At 28.8% G+C, this 23,958-nt stretch carries 34 protein-coding genes; 2 read left to right on the forward strand and 32 right to left on the reverse strand.

All coding sequences use genetic code 11. The features are described from left to right. From AC5M21_RS13350 to AC5M21_RS13425, 16 genes are all read right to left on the reverse strand, one after another. On the reverse strand, window positions 1-578 hold a 578-nt coding region (locus AC5M21_RS13350), incomplete at its 3' end, for a hypothetical protein (protein ID WP_493531508.1). Between the two features lie 29 nt (window positions 579-607). Further along, window positions 608-1,198, reverse strand: coding sequence for a CHAP domain-containing protein (locus AC5M21_RS13355; protein ID WP_302280897.1), 591 nt, complete (start codon window positions 1,196-1,198; stop codon window positions 608-610). Window positions 1,199-1,211: 13 nt separating this feature from the next. Further along, window positions 1,212-3,575 carry a TrbL/VirB6 family protein gene (locus AC5M21_RS13360; RefSeq protein WP_302280898.1) on the reverse strand — a complete coding sequence of 788 codons (2,364 nt, stop codon included), beginning with the start codon at window positions 3,573-3,575 and terminating at the stop codon, window positions 1,212-1,214. Then, window positions 3,568-5,958 carry an ATP-binding protein gene (locus tag AC5M21_RS13365; RefSeq protein ID WP_346970766.1) on the reverse strand — a complete coding sequence of 797 codons (2,391 nt, stop codon included), beginning with the start codon at window positions 5,956-5,958 and terminating at the stop codon, window positions 3,568-3,570. The genes AC5M21_RS13360 and AC5M21_RS13365 overlap by 8 nt, the downstream gene beginning before the upstream one ends. Beyond that, entirely contained in the window at window positions 5,945-6,325 is a 381-nt protein-coding gene (locus AC5M21_RS13370) for a hypothetical protein (protein WP_008787983.1), read from the reverse strand. The genes AC5M21_RS13365 and AC5M21_RS13370 overlap by 14 nt, the downstream gene beginning before the upstream one ends. A gap of 13 nt (window positions 6,326-6,338) precedes the next feature. Beyond that, a complete protein-coding gene (locus tag AC5M21_RS13375; RefSeq protein ID WP_054325820.1) occupies window positions 6,339-6,632 on the reverse strand; it encodes a hypothetical protein in 294 nt (97 codons plus the stop codon). Further along, window positions 6,633-7,568, reverse strand: a complete 936-nt coding sequence (locus AC5M21_RS13380) for a hypothetical protein (RefSeq protein WP_412253332.1) — start codon at window positions 7,566-7,568, stop codon at window positions 6,633-6,635. Further along, a complete protein-coding gene (locus AC5M21_RS13385; RefSeq protein WP_412253334.1) occupies window positions 7,546-7,854 on the reverse strand; it encodes a hypothetical protein in 309 nt (102 codons plus the stop codon). The genes AC5M21_RS13380 and AC5M21_RS13385 overlap by 23 nt, the downstream gene beginning before the upstream one ends. Window positions 7,855-7,887: 33 nt before the next feature. Next, complete coding sequence (locus tag AC5M21_RS13390) at window positions 7,888-8,745, reverse strand: hypothetical protein (protein ID WP_412253335.1); 858 nt, start codon at window positions 8,743-8,745, stop codon at window positions 7,888-7,890. A gap of 9 nt (window positions 8,746-8,754) precedes the next feature. Next, window positions 8,755-9,195: a hypothetical protein gene (locus AC5M21_RS13395; protein WP_117768916.1), complete on the reverse strand. Its 441-nt coding sequence runs from the start codon at window positions 9,193-9,195 to the stop codon at window positions 8,755-8,757. A gap of 3 nt (window positions 9,196-9,198) precedes the next feature. Then, a complete protein-coding gene (locus tag AC5M21_RS13400) occupies window positions 9,199-13,197 on the reverse strand; it encodes a SpaA isopeptide-forming pilin-related protein (protein WP_412253337.1) in 3,999 nt (1,332 codons plus the stop codon). Window positions 13,198-13,540: 343 nt separating this feature from the next. Then, a complete protein-coding gene (locus AC5M21_RS13405) occupies window positions 13,541-14,368 on the reverse strand; it encodes a hypothetical protein (protein ID WP_373115945.1) in 828 nt (275 codons plus the stop codon). Window positions 14,369-14,404: 36 nt separating this feature from the next. Next, window positions 14,405-15,112, reverse strand: a complete 708-nt coding sequence (locus AC5M21_RS13410; RefSeq protein WP_412253339.1) for a hypothetical protein — start codon at window positions 15,110-15,112, stop codon at window positions 14,405-14,407. Between the two features lie 196 nt (window positions 15,113-15,308). Further along, window positions 15,309-15,719, reverse strand: coding sequence for an ArpU family phage packaging/lysis transcriptional regulator (locus tag AC5M21_RS13415; protein WP_412253341.1), 411 nt, complete (start codon window positions 15,717-15,719; stop codon window positions 15,309-15,311). A gap of 401 nt (window positions 15,720-16,120) precedes the next feature. Further along, on the reverse strand, window positions 16,121-16,354 hold the full coding sequence (locus AC5M21_RS13420) for a helix-turn-helix domain-containing protein (protein WP_373115949.1): 234 nt from the start codon (window positions 16,352-16,354) through the stop codon (window positions 16,121-16,123). Between the two features lie 338 nt (window positions 16,355-16,692). Beyond that, the gene (locus tag AC5M21_RS13425; RefSeq protein WP_054688365.1) at window positions 16,693-17,001 is read right to left on the reverse strand and encodes a hypothetical protein; all 309 of its coding nucleotides are present in this window, start codon (window positions 16,999-17,001) and stop codon (window positions 16,693-16,695) included. A 96-nt stretch (window positions 17,002-17,097) separates the two neighbouring features. Between AC5M21_RS13425 and AC5M21_RS13430 the strand changes: the two genes are divergently transcribed. Beyond that, entirely contained in the window at window positions 17,098-17,535 is a 438-nt protein-coding gene (locus tag AC5M21_RS13430; protein WP_008787970.1) for a hypothetical protein, read from the forward strand. Window positions 17,536-17,539: 4 nt separating this feature from the next. Here AC5M21_RS13430 and AC5M21_RS13435 read toward each other — a convergent pair whose 3' ends face one another. The 6 genes from AC5M21_RS13435 to AC5M21_RS13460 form a co-directional block, all read right to left on the reverse strand. Continuing rightward, window positions 17,540-17,863 (reverse strand): hypothetical protein, encoded by a 324-nt coding sequence (locus AC5M21_RS13435; protein ID WP_346965827.1) that lies wholly within the window; start codon window positions 17,861-17,863, stop codon window positions 17,540-17,542. 62 nt (window positions 17,864-17,925) lie between these two features. After that, window positions 17,926-18,159, reverse strand: coding sequence for a hypothetical protein (locus AC5M21_RS13440; RefSeq protein ID WP_347005417.1), 234 nt, complete (start codon window positions 18,157-18,159; stop codon window positions 17,926-17,928). Window positions 18,160-18,300: 141 nt separating this feature from the next. Then, complete coding sequence (locus AC5M21_RS13445; RefSeq protein WP_493531509.1) at window positions 18,301-19,335, reverse strand: ParB/RepB/Spo0J family partition protein; 1,035 nt, start codon at window positions 19,333-19,335, stop codon at window positions 18,301-18,303. A gap of 1 nt (window position 19,336) precedes the next feature. Then, window positions 19,337-20,053, reverse strand: a complete 717-nt coding sequence (locus AC5M21_RS13450) for a ParA family protein (RefSeq protein ID WP_412253346.1) — start codon at window positions 20,051-20,053, stop codon at window positions 19,337-19,339. Between the two features lie 35 nt (window positions 20,054-20,088). Further along, a complete protein-coding gene (locus AC5M21_RS13455) occupies window positions 20,089-20,250 on the reverse strand; it encodes a hypothetical protein (RefSeq protein WP_202086364.1) in 162 nt (53 codons plus the stop codon). Then, on the reverse strand, window positions 20,247-20,546 hold the full coding sequence (locus AC5M21_RS13460) for a hypothetical protein (RefSeq protein ID WP_347005414.1): 300 nt from the start codon (window positions 20,544-20,546) through the stop codon (window positions 20,247-20,249). The genes AC5M21_RS13455 and AC5M21_RS13460 overlap by 4 nt, the downstream gene beginning before the upstream one ends. Window positions 20,547-20,680: 134 nt before the next feature. Between AC5M21_RS13460 and AC5M21_RS13465 the strand changes: the two genes are divergently transcribed. Further along, window positions 20,681-20,938, forward strand: a complete 258-nt coding sequence (locus tag AC5M21_RS13465; protein WP_237713635.1) for a hypothetical protein — start codon at window positions 20,681-20,683, stop codon at window positions 20,936-20,938. A gap of 22 nt (window positions 20,939-20,960) precedes the next feature. Here AC5M21_RS13465 and AC5M21_RS13470 read toward each other — a convergent pair whose 3' ends face one another. The 10 genes from AC5M21_RS13470 to AC5M21_RS13515 all read right to left on the reverse strand — a co-directional run bounded on the left by AC5M21_RS13470 (window position 20,961) and on the right by AC5M21_RS13515 (window position 23,940). Continuing rightward, the gene (locus AC5M21_RS13470; RefSeq protein WP_008787962.1) at window positions 20,961-21,161 is read right to left on the reverse strand and encodes a hypothetical protein; all 201 of its coding nucleotides are present in this window, start codon (window positions 21,159-21,161) and stop codon (window positions 20,961-20,963) included. Between the two features lie 19 nt (window positions 21,162-21,180). Beyond that, complete coding sequence (locus AC5M21_RS13475) at window positions 21,181-21,627, reverse strand: hypothetical protein (RefSeq protein WP_347005415.1); 447 nt, start codon at window positions 21,625-21,627, stop codon at window positions 21,181-21,183. A gap of 38 nt (window positions 21,628-21,665) precedes the next feature. Beyond that, window positions 21,666-21,833 carry a hypothetical protein gene (locus AC5M21_RS13480; protein ID WP_346965846.1) on the reverse strand — a complete coding sequence of 56 codons (168 nt, stop codon included), beginning with the start codon at window positions 21,831-21,833 and terminating at the stop codon, window positions 21,666-21,668. Further along, on the reverse strand, window positions 21,826-22,053 hold the full coding sequence (locus tag AC5M21_RS13485; protein WP_346965845.1) for a hypothetical protein: 228 nt from the start codon (window positions 22,051-22,053) through the stop codon (window positions 21,826-21,828). The genes AC5M21_RS13480 and AC5M21_RS13485 overlap by 8 nt, the downstream gene beginning before the upstream one ends. 146 nt (window positions 22,054-22,199) lie before the next feature. After that, entirely contained in the window at window positions 22,200-22,418 is a 219-nt protein-coding gene (locus tag AC5M21_RS13490; protein WP_346965844.1) for a hypothetical protein, read from the reverse strand. 16 nt (window positions 22,419-22,434) lie between these two features. Next, window positions 22,435-22,689, reverse strand: a complete 255-nt coding sequence (locus AC5M21_RS13495; protein ID WP_346965843.1) for a hypothetical protein — start codon at window positions 22,687-22,689, stop codon at window positions 22,435-22,437. A gap of 4 nt (window positions 22,690-22,693) precedes the next feature. Beyond that, a complete protein-coding gene (locus AC5M21_RS13500) occupies window positions 22,694-22,891 on the reverse strand; it encodes a hypothetical protein (protein WP_008787958.1) in 198 nt (65 codons plus the stop codon). A gap of 32 nt (window positions 22,892-22,923) precedes the next feature. Beyond that, window positions 22,924-23,166 (reverse strand): hypothetical protein, encoded by a 243-nt coding sequence (locus AC5M21_RS13505; protein WP_346970816.1) that lies wholly within the window; start codon window positions 23,164-23,166, stop codon window positions 22,924-22,926. A gap of 13 nt (window positions 23,167-23,179) precedes the next feature. Next, a complete protein-coding gene (locus AC5M21_RS13510) occupies window positions 23,180-23,389 on the reverse strand; it encodes a hypothetical protein (RefSeq protein WP_237713636.1) in 210 nt (69 codons plus the stop codon). After that, complete coding sequence (locus AC5M21_RS13515; protein ID WP_346965834.1) at window positions 23,389-23,940, reverse strand: thermonuclease family protein; 552 nt, start codon at window positions 23,938-23,940, stop codon at window positions 23,389-23,391. Before AC5M21_RS13515 ends, AC5M21_RS13510 begins: the two co-directional genes overlap by 1 nt. Between the last annotated feature and the right edge of the window lie 18 nt (window positions 23,941-23,958).

The following is a 23,958-nucleotide window of genomic DNA, read 5'->3' on the forward strand; positions in this document are numbered from 1 at the left end:
TTTAATTGATCTGTTTGAATAGTTCTATTGTATTCAACTAATTGGCTATCATAAACAATATCTTCATTGTATTCAAAAATATATCTTAAATATCTGTCCTTATTCAGATTTTTGATACCCATATTTAACATATTTTTGCCATCACATGATATCGCTGATGAAATAATTATTCTCATATCTGTTGAACTTCTTTTTTGAATAAGCTCTGTTGTTTGATCATTTCCAGTATTATTAATTTTAAGTTTTTTTCTTTCATTTGTAGATGAAAAAAGTGCTATCACAGTAGTAATACTTAATAACATAATGATAATAAATATAAGAATAGGAAACCGTCTTTTTAGGACAATGTATTCATTATTGTTTACTGGTATATATCCTTTTTTGTAGCCTAATACAAATTTATGATATTTATAAAAGATATCATCACAGACAATGATATCTTTTTCTTTATCTTTTGTTTTCTTTAAAGTTGTTTGTCCTATCACATGATGATTCTTATCAGGTCTTTTTATATAAGGTATCCCATGAAAATATTTTATATCTGTTTGACCTTTTTGATACTCAATATATTTTATCAACTTTTTCTCTCCTATCTTTTTTAAATATTTTATTCTAAATAAATAAAGCCGGCAATTTTTCTTCCTCTAGTTATCAGGTTCTTTCTGTATTGATTAAAATTATGTGTCGAAACTCTTATATGTTTCAATACCTCTTCATCACTTGCATAGATACCCACCCCATCAGGTGGCATATAACCAGTCCAGTTAACATTTCCCTCAGAAACCGTAATATTTTCTCCATCCCATGCCTCTATAAATGCAACATGTCCAAACATTGTACCAGTTATAACCATAACACTATTTTTAGAGGGGGTAGATCCCACTTTAAACCCCATACTTTTAGCTAAATCGTACCAATGTTTGGCATCCCTAGTAGGCAATTTAACCCCAAACAGCTGATTTGATCGTGACCAGGCAAACCAGGTGCATTGACCATTAAACTTTGGCCACAAGGGGTTATTTTGCTTATATGAGGGATGATTTATATCAATGTTGGTTGTATCGTTTGTACCAGTTATATTGTTGCTTCCTGAAGGAGTGTCTCTCGTTTTATTATTAACAAAAGCCATTGGAAAAAGCAGAATAACAAGAAGAGAAAAAATAAAAGGAAGAATAAATAATTTCTTTATAATCTTCAATTTGATTTTTCCTCTAATCCAATAGTGATTCCATAAAATCATCCATATCTTTTACTTTTTCCTCTTCCACTTCTTTCTCTTTAATTTCCTCCATATCTTTAAATTCATCTTCATTCAGATCATCTTCAGGAATTTTCAAATCATCTAAAATATCTTTTTCTTGAGAACTATTTTCTTTAACTTCTTCATCCTGAGTATTCAACGAACCATGATGCTCCTGATTATAAGATTGAAGTTGTTCTTTTTGATCAGAATCAGGCTCCTCAATGGCATTATCAAGTAATGAATCACTCTCAGAAAGATCATTCTCTTTTAGTTCTATATGATCATCAATTTCCGATTCTTCTAAAGGATCATCTACAACTAAATCCTCATCTACTTGAGGATTCTTTTCGAATTCATTTTCTGATTCGTTTTCTCCAAATTCAATATCATCATTTTTAAAATCAATAGTACTCTCTTGATCATCTGATTCAGTATCTATATCATCATCTACTTCTGCTAAAGATTGAACAGTCTCTTCTGATTCATGAGTAGTGTCTTCTAATTCTTGATCAATATCTTCTTGAATCTCTTTTTCTTTAGAATCAGGATCTAGAGGTTCTTCATTTTCAGTAGAATTTAAATTGTTATCTTTAGATTCTACACCATCATTTTTTAATGGTTTTTCTAAAGCGTCATCATCGTTATTCGTTGGATCAATATCATTATCATTTTCACTTTCTGAAAGATCATCATTATCTTTTGACATTTTTGACAATGCTTTTTGTACCGATCCATTGTTTGAAGTATCATCAGATGGATCCGTATCTGTATCATCATGATTTTTAAATTGACTCCACATATCACCTGGTGTGATATTTCCACCAATAATTCCTTTGGCAAGATTAATAACTCCGTCATTACCATCAATATCAAAAGTCGACATAATCTTTTGCCAAATTTGTGGTGCATGTGTTACAAGAAAATATATTGCCAAGCACAATACGACATCAAACGGAAGGATAAGTAGAAGTGATGCTTTTTGAGCTGATATACCATTTATTAATAAAACAATAAATGATAAAAACATGTTAAAGACAAGATTGGATAATATAAAAGCTATCATCCATTGCATTCTTCCCATAAACCAATTAAACCCTAACTTTCTATCTTTTTTAAAGAGCATAAAAACCAGTGCATAAACAGACGTTGCTATAGTAATTTCTTTTAAAAAGCCTATGGCCAATAACAAAAGTGAAGATGCACCAATCAAAAATCCCATTAAAATTCTATGAATAAGAAAAATGACTGATATTCCTAATATTGCAAAAACTCGACCACTGCTATAGCCAATTTGATCATTACCTAAAACTTTACGTTCCTGATAAGATCGTCTCTGACTTGGCTCATTTAACAAAGCTGAAACACGTTCTTTTCCAGTGACCGTTCTCTTTGTTCCATCACTTATTGGAACATTCTCAATATCATCAACTTGTTCTACAGTTGTGACTCCGAAATGTCGAAGTACAAATCCTTGTTTTTGCATAATATCAAAAATTTGGCTTTTCACATTTATTTCAAGAGGCAAACTGTTATCATACTGATCTTCAAGTAAATTGAAACTTTGAACAATTGATTCTGTGGCCATTATTTCCACTTGAGAAATAATGCTCCTTCCATATTGAGCTATAAATACAATAACCATACATGATACAACAACTTGAGCAGTCATTGTTATAAGAGTGCTAATGGTAAAATGCTTATTCCACTGTGACATTAATTTCATAGCAACTGATAAGGCTCCAAACATAAATAGTATCTTCATAAACCAGGAGTTGGGATTGCCCCAATTAAATATAGCTTTATCAAATATGTCAAAAACCCCCTGAATTATTGTTTTCCAGAAACTACCTGAAGCAACATTATAAAGTATAAGAACAATCAAACTTATAGCTTGGCCAATCATTTCAATAAGACTTATAACAATATTTACAATATGCATAATGATTGTATCAGGATCTAATAAACTCAAATTGTATGATAAAGCAGTTACACTTGAGTTTGAAAAATTCTTAATATAATCTTGCTTTAACTCTTTCTCGGCTATTTTACTATCCAGTGACATGATTGCTCCAGTATAAAAAGGAGCAGTCGACAAATTAGCTGCTCTATCTTTTATACACTGATCACGCAATTCCTGAGTCGCATATGAATCACATCCAGTAGTATCTTCTTTATTCTCATCAGTTTCCTCTTTTTCAGTGTTATTATTTTCTTCAGTATTATTAGCTGGTTTCTGTTGTTCAGCATACGTTGGAACAATAGCAACTTTAAAAGAAAATATTAAAGCACATATAACCAAAAATGGTAACAATAAATTCTTTAGCTTATCCATATTGTTTTCCCCCTATACTTACTGTTTCATCATCCTTCAGGGTTCTAAATATCTCACTGAAACATCTAGGAATAATAAGTTTTGTTAGACATTTTCTGTTATTGTAATCTTGCATTAAAAAGACATATTTTTTATTTTCATCAGCTCCTTCAGCAGTCGTTCTATCAATCAAAGCACTGCGTACAGTTTGATGATTGTTTAGTTTCATTTCATCAAGTACAAACTCAATTTCTTCTGAAGATTTTAAAGAGCCAACAAATATCTCACCAGTATTGTTCAACAATGAAGATGAAATATCAGATAGAGATTGTGTTATGATCAACAAATGAGTTTGCCATGACCTCACTTGTCTTGCACAGTTATCAATAATCACTTCTCCACCTGGTGTATCTTTGATTCGTTTGTATTCATCTACAATTAAGATATTTTCTTCATTACCAAACTGTTTCATAAAGTTAGTAATGATATTTTGTACTCTTGAAAAGGCAAGTGCAAAGATGGCATTATCCAATCTATTTGGATCATCCCTTGAATCCATATTTTGATCACGAGGAACTGGAGTTTTAATAAATGTAATAAGATTATACTGTTTATTAAGGTTAAAAGAAGAATCATATTTCGTATCTTCAGTAGCATAAAACAATCTTCCAATTTTGGTTCTTCTTAATGTAATAATTTGTCTTGCGATATATTCGTCATATTTTTCAAGTTTCTCAATAAAATAAGTAAATGTTGCTCGTGGTATGATTTTATTTTTAACATCCTTGATCATTTCTGTATGAGCTTGAACAATAGCATTATAATCAACTGATATTCTCAGTCCTAAAGCCCTTACCATTGCATCTACATCCTTATAAACTTGTTCTAATGCATCCTCATAATTACTATTTATAAGATAAGCATCAAACATACCATCCTGACAATCATCTGATCCTATTTTCAAATGTGATGCTCGATCACCTAATAGCTTTATCTTTTTTTCACGATCACCTTTTGGATCAATTGTTAATACTCTCATTCCCTTGAAAATCATATTTTGAAATGCTCTATGGTCTGCGAGTTGTGTCTTTCCACCACCAGTCTCCCCTGCATAAACCGATACACTGGATGATGTTTTTGTTTGTCCTAACAATGGTTTTGAAATGTTGTAGAAAATAGGAATTTTACCAGGTACTGTATATGACTCAATCATTCCTTCTTCTTCATCACCTATGTATAGCCCACCTAAATAATTGTAATTAACAAAATAGCTAATATCAGTTAATTGTACATACTTTCTGAATACGCTTCGATATGGAAAAAGATTATTGGCCAGTGAGAGTTGTTCGCCAAGTTCCTGAGACAATCTGATGTTTACCCCACTAAACTTTTCCATTAAAGCATCAGCACGTTTTTCAAGCATCTGAACACTATTTGAACGTATACGTAAAAACATTTGCCATTTTACTTTTACACGTTCAATTGATTCATCTGCCTCCATACCTGACGTTGCAACAATCTGAGCCTTAATGGCTTCCTTATCCTTACGATCAGTTAAACTGATATAACGCTTATGTGCCTTTTTGATGCTCTCTTTCTTACCGGCCATGTCTCTCTTGAAATCCTTGGTATGTTCAAGATCAAATTTAATAAAGACATCAGTAGGATAGGATTCAAGTTGCAATGAATTAATAACATCATTTGCTCTTGTTATATCTTCAAGACGACTTCTTTCAAATTTACTTGCTACTAATGTTTTTGTATAGAGTTCATCAAATTCAGCTTTGTTGGATTGTTTATAGTGATATGTTAATGACATTGGACTTTCTTCCACACAATAATCAATTATCTTTTTTTCAATTGGTATAGCAATATAATTATGTAGTGTTAAAGTGAGATCCTCACTGACTTTTTGTGCCTGAACACTGCGTGATAATTTTTTAAAGATTTCTTTTTCAGCAGTTTGATAAAGTTCAAGTTCTGATTGGGTTAATGGTTTATTACTTTCACCAAATAATTTGATATTTTTTCTCTTCTTTAGATCTTCACGACCATCACAAAATACCAGGTAAATATCATATCTGTATTTAATGGCCTTTGATAATATTTCTTTTAATGATAAAATATAGTCTTTTGCAAGATCCAGAAATTCAGGCTTGCCATACTTTTTAAAATTATCAGCATATTCCTGATAAATCTTTTTATTATCAATCGCCTTTGGCCTAATGATAATACTACCTGGCATATTGACGTCTGTAATAATGTTTGTCATTGCTTCTAATAATGTTGTCTGTTGAGTTTCTGGAGCAAATAAAGAATTGATGGGTGTGATTTTATAATAGTAATTTGCAACTTCTTTATGATAAATCAAATTATCATAAACATATATTTTACCTACGTGCATTGATATAAATCACTCCTTCCTTTTTAGGAGTTAAAAAATGTTTAACTCCATTATGGTCATATACAAATCGATATTTCTTAATACTTGTAAAATACAATTCTTGAAGTCTATTCTTACCAGTTTCCTGATTAATTTCATTAATGTATGTGATACTTCCCAATATTCCAATAATTGCTATTGCTAAAGCTATATAGAACCCTATTTCTCCCATTAGGAAAGAAAGAGGTAATCCTATAACAATAACAACTGTTGCAATACCAAGCACTGCCGAAAAGAAAGTTAGCCATCCATCCATTTCAATGCCAAGATATGGAATGACTAACTTCTGTTTATAATCTTCGGCAATAGAATAATTATATCCTTTCATTTACAATACACCTCTACAGTCCCAAGCCAAGTGTTTCTCTTAGAAATCTAACAATGAGATCCCAAAAGAACAGAATTGGACCTTTTAAGAAATTAACAATAGTCATCGGTTCATTACTAATAACAAGAGCATAAACAACAAGCCCAATAAAGCCAACAACAATTTCATCTATAATACTTGACCATTTTCCAGTCCTTTTAAAAGAAGCAACACCACTTTTAAATAGCATAATTCCTCCACCAACTACTCCCAAAGTTGCAATTACTTGATAAATAAATATTCCTAAAGATGTTGTAAAAAAGTTCATTTAAAATACCTCCATATTTTTGATTTTATTTTTTTCTTTATCAATAACAAAGTAATAGTTTCGTTTTGATATATAGATATCCTTGTAATTAGCATTAATTTGAGCTGTTACATAAATATTCTCATCATCAGAAGAGCAATCATTCATATGATCTAATGCTAGTTTTGTATTGAGATCAAGAGCATCAATAATTGATGGATCAGTTGTTAATAATCTTGCTTGTACAATATCTTCATTGTATGTTTTTAAAAATAAAGTTATTGTATTTTCAATTTCTTTTTTTTGATCATCATCAAGTGTTTGCGTTGTTGTATGAGCTTCAAATTTAAATGAATCCAATATTTCTTTATCATCAACAACTTTTCTTTCATGAGATACATTACTAATTGGTCTAATAACGAGATAAGAATCATTAACTTTAGCAACAGAAATTTTACAATAGATTTTTTCTGTAGATGCTTCTTTTTCTTTCATCTTCGTCTTATAGTCTGCACTTACATAATAATGTAAAACATTATCTTTTTTCTCATCACTTTCGACTTTATAAATTTCACATGATGTGATCTCACCACTTTCAAGATTTTGATTGAAATCATTTGATATATCTGTTTGTGATGTGTATAGCTTTAAAAATTCATTTGTCTCATCACTCTTTGGATATACATAATAATTTTTTATATATTGAGTGATAAATGACTGATTTTCTATTTCCTCATGGGGTGTTTTTTTCTCTACTTGAAAGAGACTTTTATAACCACCAATTAAAGCTAATCCAATAACAGAATAAATAAGAATATTTTTTATTTTTCGCTTAAAATTAAGTTTTCTTAACTGTCTCTGAAATTGAAATTCCAATTCTTCTTCAGATAATTCTTCAGTTTCATCATTTTCATGTTTTGATTCCATTTCAACTTTATGTATTTTTTTGAATAGCATTAATCTGCTCCTTTCCAATTTTTTCAACTGCATTAATAAATGTATTCATGATATATTCCTTATCATCATTACTCATCCTTGAAATTTCAAGATTATTCCCAAAACGTCTATAGATCTCTGGAAATAAAATCGACAATTTTTTTCTTTCAGTTCTAAAAACCGAAAAGATAGCAACATGCATCAATCGAGGATGCACATTAGCTATCTTTTTAAGTTTCCTAATATAATTTAGTATTTCATCCTGGTAATCTTCCAGATTGTTTTCATATACTAATGTAAATAACATTTTATAATACTCCTCCACTCTATGCCTCCTAACTCAATCTAACTTCAATTCCACACCAATATATAGATTGTTACTGTCTCTTATGGGATAACACCCTCCTGAATAGCCATCTTTCTTAGCATCATATAATTTACTTGTACAAAGAGTCATTGCACTATCCATGTCATATCCCTGACTAAACAAAAATTTCTGATTTGGAGGTTTAATTGTATTTAATGGTGATTGACTTGTGTGTTTTTTTGCATCATTGGAATTTTTTGATGAATTTGTAGAATTGCTATTGTTTTTATCTTTGATTTCGTTCTTTTTAATTTCTTCCTTTACAGTAAACTTTAAGATTGCTTTTTCAGTGTTGTTATGACTATCTGTAGCTGTATAAACTATTTGATGTGTTCCAATAGATTTATAATCTGAAGGAACTTCTATTTTAGGCTCTATTTTCCCTTCTACTGGGTCATAAGACTCGTTTATATAGGATTTGAAATCTATATCTTTAAAACCTTTTATAACAGATACACTTTCTGTTTTTAGTTTGATAATAGGCTTAATACTGTCTACTACATTAAGGACAAGAATAAACTCTCTTTGATTTCCACTAGCATCAATTGCTACATATACGTATGTATGTTCACCAACTTTAGACGTATCGATTTTTGGATAAATAATATCTTGAGCATTTGTTTCTTTGATAAATGATATGGGTTCTAATTGAGTATTTACTTCATATTTATTTTGTGGTTCTTTAAATACAAGATGAATCTTATTATATGCTTCCTGGTATTCCATATGCTTATATAAAACAACACCCATTATAGCTATAATAATTAGACACGCAGCTATAAAGATAAGTTGCTTTTGCTTTCTATTCATATACCAAAATGTACCAGTCACTGGTACATCCTAATCATAAAAGTTAGGATCACCAGGTTGATCATCAATACTATGTCTAAAATATTTTATAGCAACTTCATCATTAGGATAGTCAAGTGATTCACTGTACTGTCTGTTGTTTAGATAGACAAAGTAGCTCATATCTCCCCAACAGTCCTTACAACGTTTTAAAACATACCCTTGATATTCATCAACAGTTCTTGGTGCATTTTCTATAACTTCTTCAAGTGCATCTAAAAACTCAAGAGTTGTAAACTTTCCAAGACCTATTTTTTGTTCAGCCAAATTAATCATTTCATTACCAAAGTTATCGTAAATAAGATGCCAGTATTCCTTATATATTGCATCTGAATCCTCTTCAGAAGTTTCTTCATCACGATTTAGCACATCTTGATAATTATTAACTAAGATTCTTGCTAATTCTAAAGTCTGCTCTTGATTCCTATCCACGTTCTATTCCTCCTCTTTTTTTCTTCTATAAAATAAAAAGCAGCTTGCTAATGCACTACCCATTACCAAACATACAATGAAACCTATATCCATTTGATCACCAGTAGGCACGCTCGTGACTACAACTGGCAGTAAAGTATTCTCATATACAAAGCTATGTATATTTCCAACTCCTTCTAAATCATCATTAATGATAACTTTCTTTACTTCTGTACTTAATCTATATCCCAATGGTGCTTTAGTTTCTTTAATATAAACAACTCCATAAGGCACATTTTTAAAAGTTGCTGTTCCATCTTCAATATTAGCATGTACAATATCTAATACAACTGTACATTCTTGATCAGCATACATAGTAAATTCAAAATCTTGGGATTTAATAGGTAACTTTGTTAAACTATCTACTTTATTAACTTGAATATCAGTTAATACTTGTTCATCCTTCATTTTGATGAATTGATTTTCTTTCTCTTTTGTTACAACAAATTGAATATCCTGAGCTAAAAGATACCCTTGAGGTGGTTGATTTTCATGTAGTGTATATTCATTTCCCTCTATCAGACCACTAACATAGTGATCATTACCATCACTTATCCAATGATCAATCACATTGTCATCAGCATCTAAAACAGATAATTCTGCACCTTTTAAACGATTATCATGAGCATCTATTTTTGAAATGATAACTTGCTTATCAATCATTTTTATAGATTGATTCTGCTGATCATCATTAACAGTAAAAACAATATCTTCAGCTTTCACATATCCCTGAGGAATATCGATTTCTTTTAATATGTATTCATTCCCTACAATTAAATTTTCAATTGAATGAACTGTTCCATCAGTCACCCATTCATCAACAATTTGTTTTGTTTTTGTAGAAATGACTTGTAATTTTGCACCTTTAATATCATTAAATTGTGTATCTAATTTTGATGCTTCAACTTTCTTATCTATCATCTCAATTTCTTTTGTATCCATTGTATATGTAAATTTAATATCCTTAGCGATTGTTAATCCTTCAGGAGCAACTAACTCTACTAATGTATATTCATTTCCATAAACAAGTCCTTTGATTAAATGAGGATCTTCTGTTGTTTCCCATTCATCAATAATATTATTTTTATCGTCTTTGATTTGATAGATTGCTCCTGATCTTACATGACCATCTGCATCCTTTTTAATAAAACTTGTTTGTGTCAAATTATTTTCTACTGATTTATCGATAGTATATTCTTTAGTCAAACTATCCTTAATGCTGAAATTAAAAATAACTGGTTCTTCTAAAAGATCATATCCATCTAATGTTTTTACCTCTTCTAGTTTATAACTTGCACCATCTACTCCAAGTGGTAATCCATCAATTATTAACTGGCCACTTTCATTAATTACATATAATCCATCTTCAGCAATATCAATATTAACTGCATCACCTTTATGATAAATAATATTACCAGTAGCAGGATCTATAACATCTGAATAAGCAGTTAATTTAAAAATTGCTCCACCAAGAGCATTATCTTCTGTCCTTTCAAATATCTTATTTAAAACAATTTTACCAGTTGGTTTCTCATCTTTTACATAAACCGTAATGACTGCCTGATTATCGTCATCTAAGCTTATATGAGGGCTAGAAGAAGTAATATGAACATTTATATCTGATCCAATCAAAAAGCCTTCAGGATTCTTTAATTCAACAATTGTATACTCACCTTGCTCAAGTCTGTTATTAAGAAATACATATCCACGATCATCTGTAGACCATTCATCAACATATGAACCTGATACTTTCTGTTTTACAAAATTTCCATCCTTGTCCTTTAATTTAAAGGTAGCTGAACTTAAAATAACGTCATTTCCATCTTGGTCTTGTTTAACAATTTTTAACCATGACTGGAAAGGGACGTTATTAACTACTCTATATTCTATTTCTTTATCTTCATTAATTTCAACAAGGAAATCTCCACCAATACCATGATCAAGAACTCCTTTTGTTTCTCTAACAATATACAAACCATAAGGTAATGCTTTTGAGATAGCCATACCATTTGTATCTGTTACCAGGATATCATATATTTTAGCTGCATCCCATCCAACATTTGCGACTTCACTCTGTAATTTCATTGTAAACTCAACATCTTTTAATGGTTTAATGACCCCTGAGTTTTCTCCAGTTGTTCCAACCTTTACAATTGAAAGTTGTCCTTTAATAACTTGTTCTTTCAAAGTTTGATTGCTTGTAACAATAGTTGTTGTTTGATTTGATGAAGTAATTGAAAAAACATGCTTATCTATATCTAATAAATAACCGTTACTTGGATTAACTTCATGAATATAATAACTTCCCATTGGTAAATTAGACCACTTAATTTTAGCATTACTGTCTGTTTTCTTTGTTCCAGTATCACCCCATGAGCCACTTCCAATATTTTTAACAGATATAGCTTCATCTTTTGCGTATAAAACAGAACCATCTGATGGATTTAAAATGTTTTCATTTGCTTTTAAAACATATTCTGCATCAACTAGAGTTGCATCACCTTGAGGTACTGAAGTATTTGTATCAGTATCTACTTTGGTTAAATTAACTGAACCTAATACTGGCTCATTGTAAACTTTTATACTATATGTTTTATTGTTTTCCACAACATCCTGATTTTGTGTTAATGTTGCAATAACATAATTTTGTGGAGCACTCTTTTCTCGAACTGTGTATGTACCATAATCAAGCAATCCACTCTTAGCAACTCCACTAGCATTTGTTGTAATTGTTGATACAACAGTTGATCCTTTTAATATTTCAAACTGCGTTCCACTTTTCTTAACAATTTGATTTGTTTTCTTATCATATTTTGTAACTTCAATATAACCTTGTTTCCAGTTATTGGTTTGTGTAAAAGTAACTGTTTCTCCAGTCTTTATTTCAATTGAGTGCACTGTATTATCTAGAACCAAATGATTAGGAACACTTGTTTCTTGGATATATACATTCTGTGGTGTTAAATCATTTATAGTTACAGATCCATCACTCGTAGTTGTATAAGTTCCTATCGGAGAAGTCATATCTGAATTATAGCTAATCTTAAACTGGGTATTTGGAACTTTATTTCCCTTGTTATCTTGCTTAGCAATTTTTAGATTACCTAATGATAGCCAATTTATTTCTAAAGAGGTTTCGATATTAGGATCAGTTACAAAACCACCTCTTCCAACTGGTTGATAGGATGAATTACTTGGTTGTCCAACAATTGGTTGATAAGCAAAACTAGCTATTTTATTACCACTCTTCCATGTACCAAGATTCACATTGAGAGGAGCTTCAAAATGAAATTTAGTCTTACCTTTAATTGTTACACTTCCACCAGTTTGACGAAACCCTTTTGTTTCATCTACATAAGTCATCTTATCAAGTAAATTAATTGTTATACCAAATGTTGTACTTCCAGAATTCAATGTTAATGTTTCCGTTTTTTGAATATTGCCACTTTTATATGCAACAACTTTATTTTTACTGAATTGAACAGACAAATTAGGTACAGTTTTACTTTTAACATAATCCAAGAAATCATCTATATCATTTGTACTTTTATCTCCATAATAGTAATAGCTTAATGCCAAAGAAGTAATAACTACTCCTTTTTCTTTACTGGTTAATTCACTCCATTGTTCTGGCCCCTCCCATCCATAATATAATACTTTTCTTATATTAGTATTATCATAAATGTTTGATGTCAATTTTGTACCACTTCCGGGTGTTGGTTTAGGATGTGCCATACAAAATGCTTGCCTACCATTAATTGTAAAATCTCCAACAGTATTACCACCCCATGTAATCTTCCCATTATATGTGACTGTATCTTGTTTTGGATAACTATTTACATTTTCTGCATTTGCTGCAAACGTATTAGAAATACCACCTAAATTAAGTGTAGTTAAAATCATTAATATGGTCAAACATACTTTCCCTAAATCAGTTATATATTTCTGTATTCTTTTCTTCATAAATTACCTCCTATTTTTTAATAAAAACCCAAAATATCATTTTAAATTTCTTATCAATGTTGTTCTCTCAAGGAGAACTAGCCATAGTCTAATAGAAATCTTTTATAATCAAGCATATTTTCTCCTCTCTTAACAAAAAAAACAAAATTGTATCTTCATTAACTATCTCATCAAAATATCTGATAAAATATTTTGAATTGCTTCCACATATCCTATATATCGTTTATATAATTCTTTTATTGAAGTAGTATTACTAGTGCATATTCAATTTCAGAATAATAAAAAGCGAACAGTTTGCTCGCTTTTTTATAATAATTAAATTATTTGTCAATTTTTTTCTAAATCAATTCCAATTATCAGGCCAATCAAAATCATCATATTCAGTAGCATAATTATATATTTTATCATGGCCTGATTCTACTCTATGCTTTTGAAACTCTTTCCATGTTTTATAAGTTCCACAGTTTCCTCCAATACATGAATACCCACTTGCTTTAGATGTTACACTGTTTGAACTTGAAGATGAAGAACTAGAACCATTATTTTTCTTATTTGAACTAGATTTATTACCACTTGAACTTTTATTATTAGATGATGAACTTGGTTTTTTGCTAGATGAACTAGAACTCTTAGGTGTATTATCTTTTTTCTCAGCTTTTACAATTATATTGATATCTTTTTTTGTTTCATTATTGCTAGAATCTTTAGCAATAACAGTAACTTTATAAGTTCCACTCTTCTTATAATTGACTTTGCTATCATCTAAAGAAATTTCTGTTTTTGAAAGATCAGTAACACTAAATTGTTTCAAATCTATTTTAGCTCCATACTCTACTTCATATTTTTCTTTTAAATCTTTAAACCCAGGAGCAATAGTATCTTTTACAGATACTTTAACTACTTCTTCTTGATTGTCACTTTTTAAAACAATCTCATATTCACCAATAGATGGATATTCTTTATCCTTTTCATTTCTCGGAAGATTCTCAACTTTTACATCCTTTAAAAACTCATCACTATTATTTAAATAGTCCTTGGCCTTATTTGAAACAGAATTCCCATATTCAAGTGTAAGAGAATTACTTTTTAATTCCATTTTTTCTTTGGAACATCCTACTAAAATCATGACAGTAAATATAAGTAGTATTCCTTTTAATATATTTGTTTTCATTTAATTCACCTTTCTGTAATATATTTTTATGTATTTTTATTCATACCAATCACTAGGCACATTATCAATTAAAAAATCCCACGCTGAATTATTACCGTCTCTAAATTCTATATAACTATCTTTATTACTTGGAACCCTAACGGTATCTGAACTTTTATTATTGGATGATGAACTTGGTTTTTTGCTAGATGAACTAGAACTCTTAGGTGTATTATCTTTTTTCTCAGCTTTTACAATTATATTGATATCTTTTTTTGCTTCATTATTACTTTCATCTTTAGCAATAACAGTAGCTTTATAAGTTCCACTCTTTTTATAATTCACTTTGCTATCATCTAAAGAAATTTCTGTTTTTGAAAGATCTGTTGCACTAAATTGTTTTAAATCTATTTTAGATCCGTACTCTATTTCATATTTTTCTTTTAAATCTTTAAACTCAGGAGCAACAGTATCTTTTACAGATACCTTAACTACTTCTTTTTGATTGTCAGTTTTTAAAACGATCTCATATTCACCAACAGATGGATATTCTTTATCTTTTTCATTTTTTGGAAGATTCTCGACTTTTATATTCTTTAAAAATTCTTCACTATTCTTTAGGTAATCTTCAGCCTTATCTGATATCGCATTTCCATATTCAACAGTAAAAGAATTATTTTTCAATTCCATTTTTTCTTTAGTACATCCTACTAAAATCATGATAGTAAATACAAGTAGTATTCCTTTAAGTATATTCTTTTTCATTTGGCTCACCTTTCTTTTGTGATTATAAGTTAGTAGATAAATAACAATTTGCTCTTTCAAATACAATATTCTTATCATATCAATTATAGCATTTTTTCGACCAAATAAAAGGCCAAATTTCGGTCACCAAAACGACACTCAAACGGACATCAAAACGGCCACAAAAATGACGCTAAAACGGTCAACAAAATGACGTTTAATCTTTTTTTATCTCAATATGCAATATAATTGCTATATTAAATAAAGCATTGTTCATGATTCTTCTTCTTTTTCGTTCAGAATAGCCTAGTATTTCATCAAGATCTTCATTTTTATACTGAAGTATATATCTAGTATAGATGACTTGCATTTCTTCTTCGGATAACTTCATAATTGCATTGTATACTTTCATGATTGCTTCAATTTGCTTATCCTTTTTTATAATCTTCTCTAATTGTTTTTGATCATAATTCAGATAATTCACAATAGTTGTAATACTATCATAACTTGGTGATCCAACGTTATATAAAGATGTCTCATGCAACTTTAAAAGATCACTAAAGTGATTAAGCTCTCTTCTTGCTACCTTTATTGTAGCCTTTCTATCCAATGTATCCTGATAACTCATAATTAATACCCCCTTAAAATCAATTTTTTAATCTTGCAACAAAATGAATAATCAATCTTGAATTGTTAATTTGACTCCTTTCCTCAATATATTTATAAAGTATTTTATAAGACATTTAATCTATCATAGTGTCCAGTATAGAGTCTTGAACTGAATATCGTCTCCGAAAGGAGATGATATTTATGAATATTTTAAATATTACATATTTCATTCTATCTATAATAGATAAAATAATAATTATCTATAAATACTATAGGTCCCATAAATCTAAGTAATTTGTAAAAGTTGTTCGATTTCTTTTCTAGGTAAAATGTCAGTTCATTTAAGTAGCATTTTATCTCACTCAAACTGAGATGATAGCTATCGATTCTATACTGGACACTATGATAGATTTTATATTTTTATTTTGTACCAGTGACTGGTACATCTTTTGATAGATCTTTATAAACTAACTCATCAATAGTAATATTGAAGAAGTCAGCAAGTTTCTTTAAAGTATGTATTTTCACATTGCTATCATCTTCATTTTCCAATCGATTAATACTTGCATAACCAATACCACATTGTTTTCCCATTTGACGATAACTAAGACCTTTTTTTGATCTCAAAATTTTTAAATTATTCTTTAAATACATAATTTGACACTCCATTTCTATTTATATATAATGTTTCATATACAAAACACTCAAATCTATCATAGTGTCCAGTATAGAGTCTTGAACTGAATATTATCTCCGAAAGGGGATGATATTTATGAATATCCTTGACGTTATTTATATCGTTTTATCAATCATTGATAAAGTTATTGTTATTTATAAATATTATAGATCAAATAAATCTAAATAGTTTGTAAATCATTCACGTTTTTCTTTATTTGGTAAAATGACAGTTCATTTAAGTAGCATTTTATCTCACTCAAACTGAGATAATAGCTACCGATTCTATACTGGACACTATGATAGATTTTTTACTTTTAACGATTTGTACCAGTTACTGGTACACTTTTCTTTTCGATACATTGTATTTGAACATAGGCATGAGATATCACTTTTGCATAAGTATATAGTTTTATACCTTCTTCAGTTAATAGCTTCTTACCATCTACAATATGATAGAAATCATAGTCTTTAGTAGATAAAAATGTTTTTAGCAATCTATAAAGATTGGTTCGTTCTTTTTGAAGCAGTTTTGCTACTAAAGTTAGATTAAAATTGTTTTCAGGAAGTAATGCAATCATCTGAAACAAGATTATATTTGGACTGTATTCTATTCTTCTTTTCATTGTCTGATCTCCTTGATGTATCTATTTAACTACGATATAATATATATATGTTATATTTTCTGAGGACTTTATATCAGAGATTTGAGGAGGATAAAAATGAGTGATTTTTTTATGTTAAAAACTGACAAAGTACAAAAATTTATTGAATTAAGAGATGATACTTTAATTAAATGGTCTATATCTCCTATTTATTATGAAGATATTTGTGAAAACTGTCTTTTGTATGAAGTGGATGAAAGTGTAGGCGAAATAGCATATCAAGAGGTTCTAGAAACTTGTCCGTTATGTGTGAATGGTTCAAAGTTAAACTATAATGAGGATTATGCACCAATGTCAGAAGATGCACTGAAAGAATATTTAGCTATAGGAGATCCTGATAGCCTAACATTTATTGAAAGCACCAATACTGATACAATACTTTCAAACCTTGATTTCTATTTTCCATTTGAATATTCAGAACATAATTTTGAATTGAAGACTTTAGGACAGTTTTCTTCTATTGTTGAATGCAGAGAATATTCTACAAAATTATAATGGATTAATTTGAAATATAATCATGTATAATTATTATCATTTCATCTACAGACATATATTTTTTTTCAGAAATCTTATTGGTAATAATATTTAATTGGTTTTCGCATGATACTATTAAATATTGAGCTCCAATAATATCTAAATGATTTATAAACTTTTTAGATATTTTTTGATTAATTATAGTTATCAAGTACTGTCTTTCTTTCAATGCAAAAGATTTGTTGTTTGTTATTTTTTGAATTGTTCCTTCTAATATTGAACAGTTCTTTTCATTTTTATCAATTCTTTTAATATTAATGTATTTTTGAGATGTTTTATTGTCTTTCATATTTTTCCTCTTTTCCATATAATTTAATTTTTTTCTTTTTTGTACCAGTCACTGGTACATTTTTAGTCATATATACTGAAATCTCTAGCAAATGAGATTTCCTGGTAAAGATCAAAAACTTTTTGATCTACTTGATCTGCCTCTTCTCTAAACATAGGTATTGAGAAATGACTTTCTAGATTTGTCATGAGATCAGCATATCTTCTATTTTTTTCTTCTTGAGAATAATCGTTAGTGAATTGTATTCTTTCAAATTCTTCTTTTATCCATGTTAGGTATTGTTCATCAAGTACCATTATTATTTCCTCCGTTTATTTTATATATTGTCATGCTCATCCTCTTTCAACAGATAACCTCTAATACCATTTGGGGAGATTAAGTATTATTCAAGTAACGAGATTATCTGCTGAAAGAAGATGAACTTCTTGCGATAAAATCTATAGTCCTATATCAGAAACAAACTCTTTAAATTGATTATATATTTCTTCAAGTTCTTCTCTCTCTTTTTTCCACTCACTATATTTTTCCATTGTCGCTAACATGTCTCTGATAGAGTTACTTGCATTAGCACTCATTTCTTGTAAGGTTAATTTTTTTGGAGTTGGTTGTTTCTCTTCTAAATCAGTATCTTCTGTATCATCATAATACTGATTATCATCTTCATAATATTGGTCATAGTCTTCTTCAGCATAATTAGTTAAGACAATCTTATTCTCCTCACTATCACGACCTACTTCCTCACCATTTTGAAAATTTTCTGATTTTCTTGGTTTAGAATTTAATTCTTCTTTATATTCCTTAATTGTTACAAGATCAATATGATCCTCATTTTCTATGAACATGAGTTGATTTTCATGATCTAAAGTGGATATTTCTAAAGCAACATTAAGTGGTAATTCTAATTTACGGATTAATTCCCTTAATTCAGGTGTTGCGTTATTAATAATATATTGATAATTACCAACTTGTGATTTACTAAGATTTATATCATCTGCTATTAATTTTTGAATACGACCTGGTATCCCATCTTGCTTTTTCTTTAATCTATAAATTTCTTCAAGTTCTTCTATAGCATCAAGCATTTCCGACGGTGTATAGCCACTTTGATTTATATTATTTAAATGCAATCTTCTTCTTGCATCAACATCATCCATATGCCTTTTCACTTTACAAGGAATATACTCAAATTCACTATGACCTTTTTTTATAAGAATACCTATAGCTGAAAATCTACGATGACCTGCTATAATTTCATACTTATATGTAGAATTGTTTTCCAGTTCACGAACCAGTATATTATGTTCCAATCCATCTTCTAAGATATCTTCAGCTAATTCTTCTACATTTCTAATTTTTCTGTTTCGATCAGCTACTTTTATATCCTTATAGTAAATGAGTTCTACATCGCTTCTACTAAGTTCTCTCTTCTTTGTTTCGACAGAACCAAATGATCCTAAAATACTCTTTGCCATTTTAGATTCCCTCCTTTATAATTTCTTTGGCCAGTGCTTTATAATCTTTTGTAACATTAGCCATCTTGTATCTTTTGGCAAGTGGTTGATGATATTTTCTAGCACGTTGTACTGCATATTTGTGATATCTAATATATGTTTGAAATCTATGATCAACATAAATTGTATCAAGTTCTTCTATATCATTTTCTATAGTCTTTAAACTCTCTACTTTTGTAAAAAGTAGTTTGAATGTTATCTGACCTCCACATAAGTAATTGAGTTCATTAATAGTTGTTGTCATAGCATCCAGTGAATCAACTTCAATTTCAGTTGGTATAATAATAAGATCTGATACAAGAAGTATCTCAGCAGTTAACTCATTAAAATATGGTGATGTATCAATGATAATATAATCATATTGAGTGTTGAGAAGCTGTAATTGATTTCTTAATATATTTTTTTCAATTGATTCAGACGCTAAATATAAATCACCTGGTATAATATCAATTCCATATCTTGTGTTGTATATACATCTTTCAATTTTTTCATTTTTTAATACATTTGATACTGTTTTATTAAACTTTCTGCTTGCTAATCCCTTTGTGCTATTGCATTGTGGATCAAAATCCAATAACAATACTTTTTTATTTTCCAGTATAAGGCTATAAGCTAAATTTTTTGCAGTGGTTGTTTTTCCAACTCCACCTTTACGATTTACGATTCCGATTACGTTCATATTTTCCTCCATTTGTACCAGTGACTGGTACATTTTTATTTTTTAACTAATTCTAAATGAATAAGTCTCATCTTATTAAATTCTTTTTTTGAATTGGTAACCTTACTTCTATCAATAATTTGATATTGTGTTTCTAGAAATTTGATTGCTTCTTCTAATTCTTCATCTTTATAAAATTCAATTCTCATTTTAATCATTCTATTTCCTCCATGTCATAATCACTATTTAATTTAAATTGTATGGGTTTCAAGTAAATTGCCTCATTAACCATTTGCACTATTGCTTCAGCAACTTCTGTATTGACACCAAAATAGAATATTCCATCATCATATGTACAAATCAGACAATCAGCAATATCTGTAATTGTTATTTTTTTACATTTCATTCTATTCTGAAGTATGAATGTAGATATTTTCTGAAGTGATCCTTCAAAATAATATTTATATTGATAACATCCATTCGGCTGATCAAAAACATAACCTATTACTCTCATAACTTTCCTCCTTTTTATTCCACACTTATATTATAAGTATATTTACTTATTTTGTCAATTAATTTATAAGTTATTTTACTTATATAATAATTTTATTTGATTACTCAGTAATTAAATGATATTATTATATTGAGGTGAGAACATTGGTTACTATTACAAGTAAAATCAAAAGTGTATTAAGTCGATATGGTTTTTCATTTGCTGATTATGCAAGACAGTTAAATATATTTCCACAGACCTTAAATAATAAGGCTAAGAAAAACGCATATAAAGTACAAGATCTAATTGAACTCGGAGATCTTACTCATACAGAACTATGTCTACGTGATCTTGAAACAAAAGAAGTGATCATGACTTTTAAAAAATCTGATTTAGAAATAGGCAATGACTAATCAAAAAGTCCTTGCTTTTTCTTTACTTAATATTACACACCACATAATCATCTGCTCCTATAGATTCTATCTCTTTATGCAACAAATCTAACTCAAGCAAAGTATAATAACTAAGATCAGTGTATCCATTTTTATCTTTAAAATATTCTTCTTTACTTTCATCATATACCATGATATATTCCTCTTCACTTAATCCTAAAATATCTTCAACTGTTAGTTTCATACTTATTTCCTTTCATTTTTCATTTCCATAATTTATAGGCCTTATCATAATATTGCATTGTAAATTTTAGAATTTCTCCTATATCTCTATTGTCTAGTAAATTTCGATTATAATCATCGAAATAGAATCCTATATCCTCCAGGAACAATTCACACTCATTTTTAAATGCGATTTTTATAAGTGACTTAATCTGTTCAGATTGATAAAGATCAAAAGTGCTGATTATAATATGTTTTAATAGAGTAATTTCTTGATTTTGATTTTCAGATTTCAAATCATTAATTTGACAATTTTCAAATTCTAAAATGACATGGTCAAATAATGTATCTTTGGTTACTACTGGTTGATCGTAATAAATATGATAATACAGTTGTTGCTGAAAATAATTATATAAATTCATTTGTATCTTGCCATTACATATGTTTATATAAAGATCATCAATATCTTTAAAACTTAATTTTATCATGCTATCTTTCCTTTCATATTTTAGATCATTTTTAAATATTATTTATACTTGATAATTGCTCCATCTAATCTTTGAAAATCATTCTTAGAGTAAGTACATTTTTCTATAATATATTTAGATGAGATTTTTCTCATATTTGATTTTACATAACAAGTGAATTCAATGTTTGTCATTTTCATTTGACTGTTAACTAATATTTTATACATTTTTGTTTTTCTCCTCTAATAATTTACAAGCTAGATTTTTAATTTCAATTACCATAACATCCCCTACTAAGAACATCATAATAACTAAACAGATAGGTAAAACCATAATTGTAAACATAATTAATTGTTGAAAACTTGTAAGTTGTACAGATGATATGATGTATATTAGTGTTAAGAAAGTTTCATCAAATAAAATCTTTTGATTTATCCATTCTTTCAAAATATACTGTAATGTATTTTCATAGTTACAAATTATATAAATTACTAATATCTGAATTATCATGTATAATGTTATTTTTAATATACTTCTTACTTTCCAATATTTGTTAGTTTTTATGAAGAGCACCATATTCTATTACATCACCTTTAAACTTTCTTTTTTAAGTTTTCAATCAGTCCAGTTATACCAATAGCCATCAGCATTGATATTTCTAAAACATTCGACACATATGTTTGATTAGATGTAAGAGCAAAGGCAATAAAACTAATCATAAGACTAACTGTATTAAATACAACTATCAAAATCCATATACAACGCATAAGTACTGGTAATACTTTTTTTAAGAATTCAATCATTTTTTTCATATAATATCTCCAATCTTTATTTAAAATCTTTTAAAACTGTATCAGCATTTTCAAAATTGCTTAACTCTTCAACATCATAGAATTGAAAATCATCATAATCATTATAAGAAATATAAAGATCCCCATAATCATCTTGTTGAAGCCATAATCCATCATCTAAATGTACAATATCAAACTTTGCTAAATCCACATAATCTTCATAAGATTTATTTTCAAAATAGTCTTTTCCCATTTCTTCAATGGCTTCATAACTTATATATAATTTTCCCATTTCATTATTTTCCTGAATCAATAGTAACATTAATATAAGAATCCTGAGCCTCAATATTTATAACTTCTTTATCCAACAACTCTAATTCATTGAGCTGATAATAATTAAGTGGATTCCCCAAATCAACAAAGTCATTTCTTTCATAATCCCAAATACAAATTTCACCATTAATAGCTACATCTAAAATTTCATCTACTGTCATTATTTGTTCTCCTATTTCTTAAATTAATAATGCTATATAAAAAATATATAAATTATGTTTATAATTTCTAATAGTGTTTCGGATTTATAACGATATTTAAGAAATTCATCACCTGATGTTATGTCCATTATATCTACTGCTTCTTTTCGTAATCTCTGTAAGTATTCTACAAATTCAAATGTATCATCTATATCTTGTAGAATCTCTTCAATACCATCACTATCTTCATTAATACTATTTAATAAATTTTTAAGTTCGATTATATTTTCATCCATATTTTATCTACTCCTATTCCCAATCGACTTCATCAATTTTAAATTGATAATTACATTTTGGACATTCTATTTCAATTTCATCACCATGTACTATTTCAAAAACTTCATTATCGGATATACCATAAAATGGGCTATAAATATCATCACTTTTTAATTTATTGTGACAATGGGGACATTCGCATTCATACCTAATAATTGTTTTAATAACTTGTAATATAGCCATCATTTATGCCCCCACAGTCCTAACTTATTTTCTTTAGCTTTTCTTTCAGCAGCATTCAAAATTGAAGAGTATCGATAACTATTACATAAACATGTCATTTTCGCATAACCTTTCAGCAAAAGTTGTTCCTGAAGCAATTCACCATCAACAAATACATAAGCTAAAGTACGATTATATTTATCTATTTTATTAGATTCCTCGTATTCCAATCTAATTTCTTTTGCATTTTTTAATGCATTAGAAGTAAATTCACTTGCTTCTTTGCCATATGGCTGAACTGGTGTTCCTGGTTTAACTGTTTCAGGAGTATCTATTGCCAAGAATCTGACTTTAACATTCTTACCATTTATATAGAAATGTGCAGTATCTCCATCTACACATTTACTTAGAGTAACTTGATTTGAATCTAAAGCTATGTGCTCATTAATATATTGATGTGAAAAATTAATAATAAATATCGAACAAATCACTAAAATTAAAACGACTCTAAGTTTTTTGTTTTTTAATACATTAATAGTTTTCTGAAAGACTTTTAAGTTTGATCTATGCATTTTTTATGACCTCTTTCT

Source organism: Coprobacillus sp. (genome assembly GCF_984815275.1).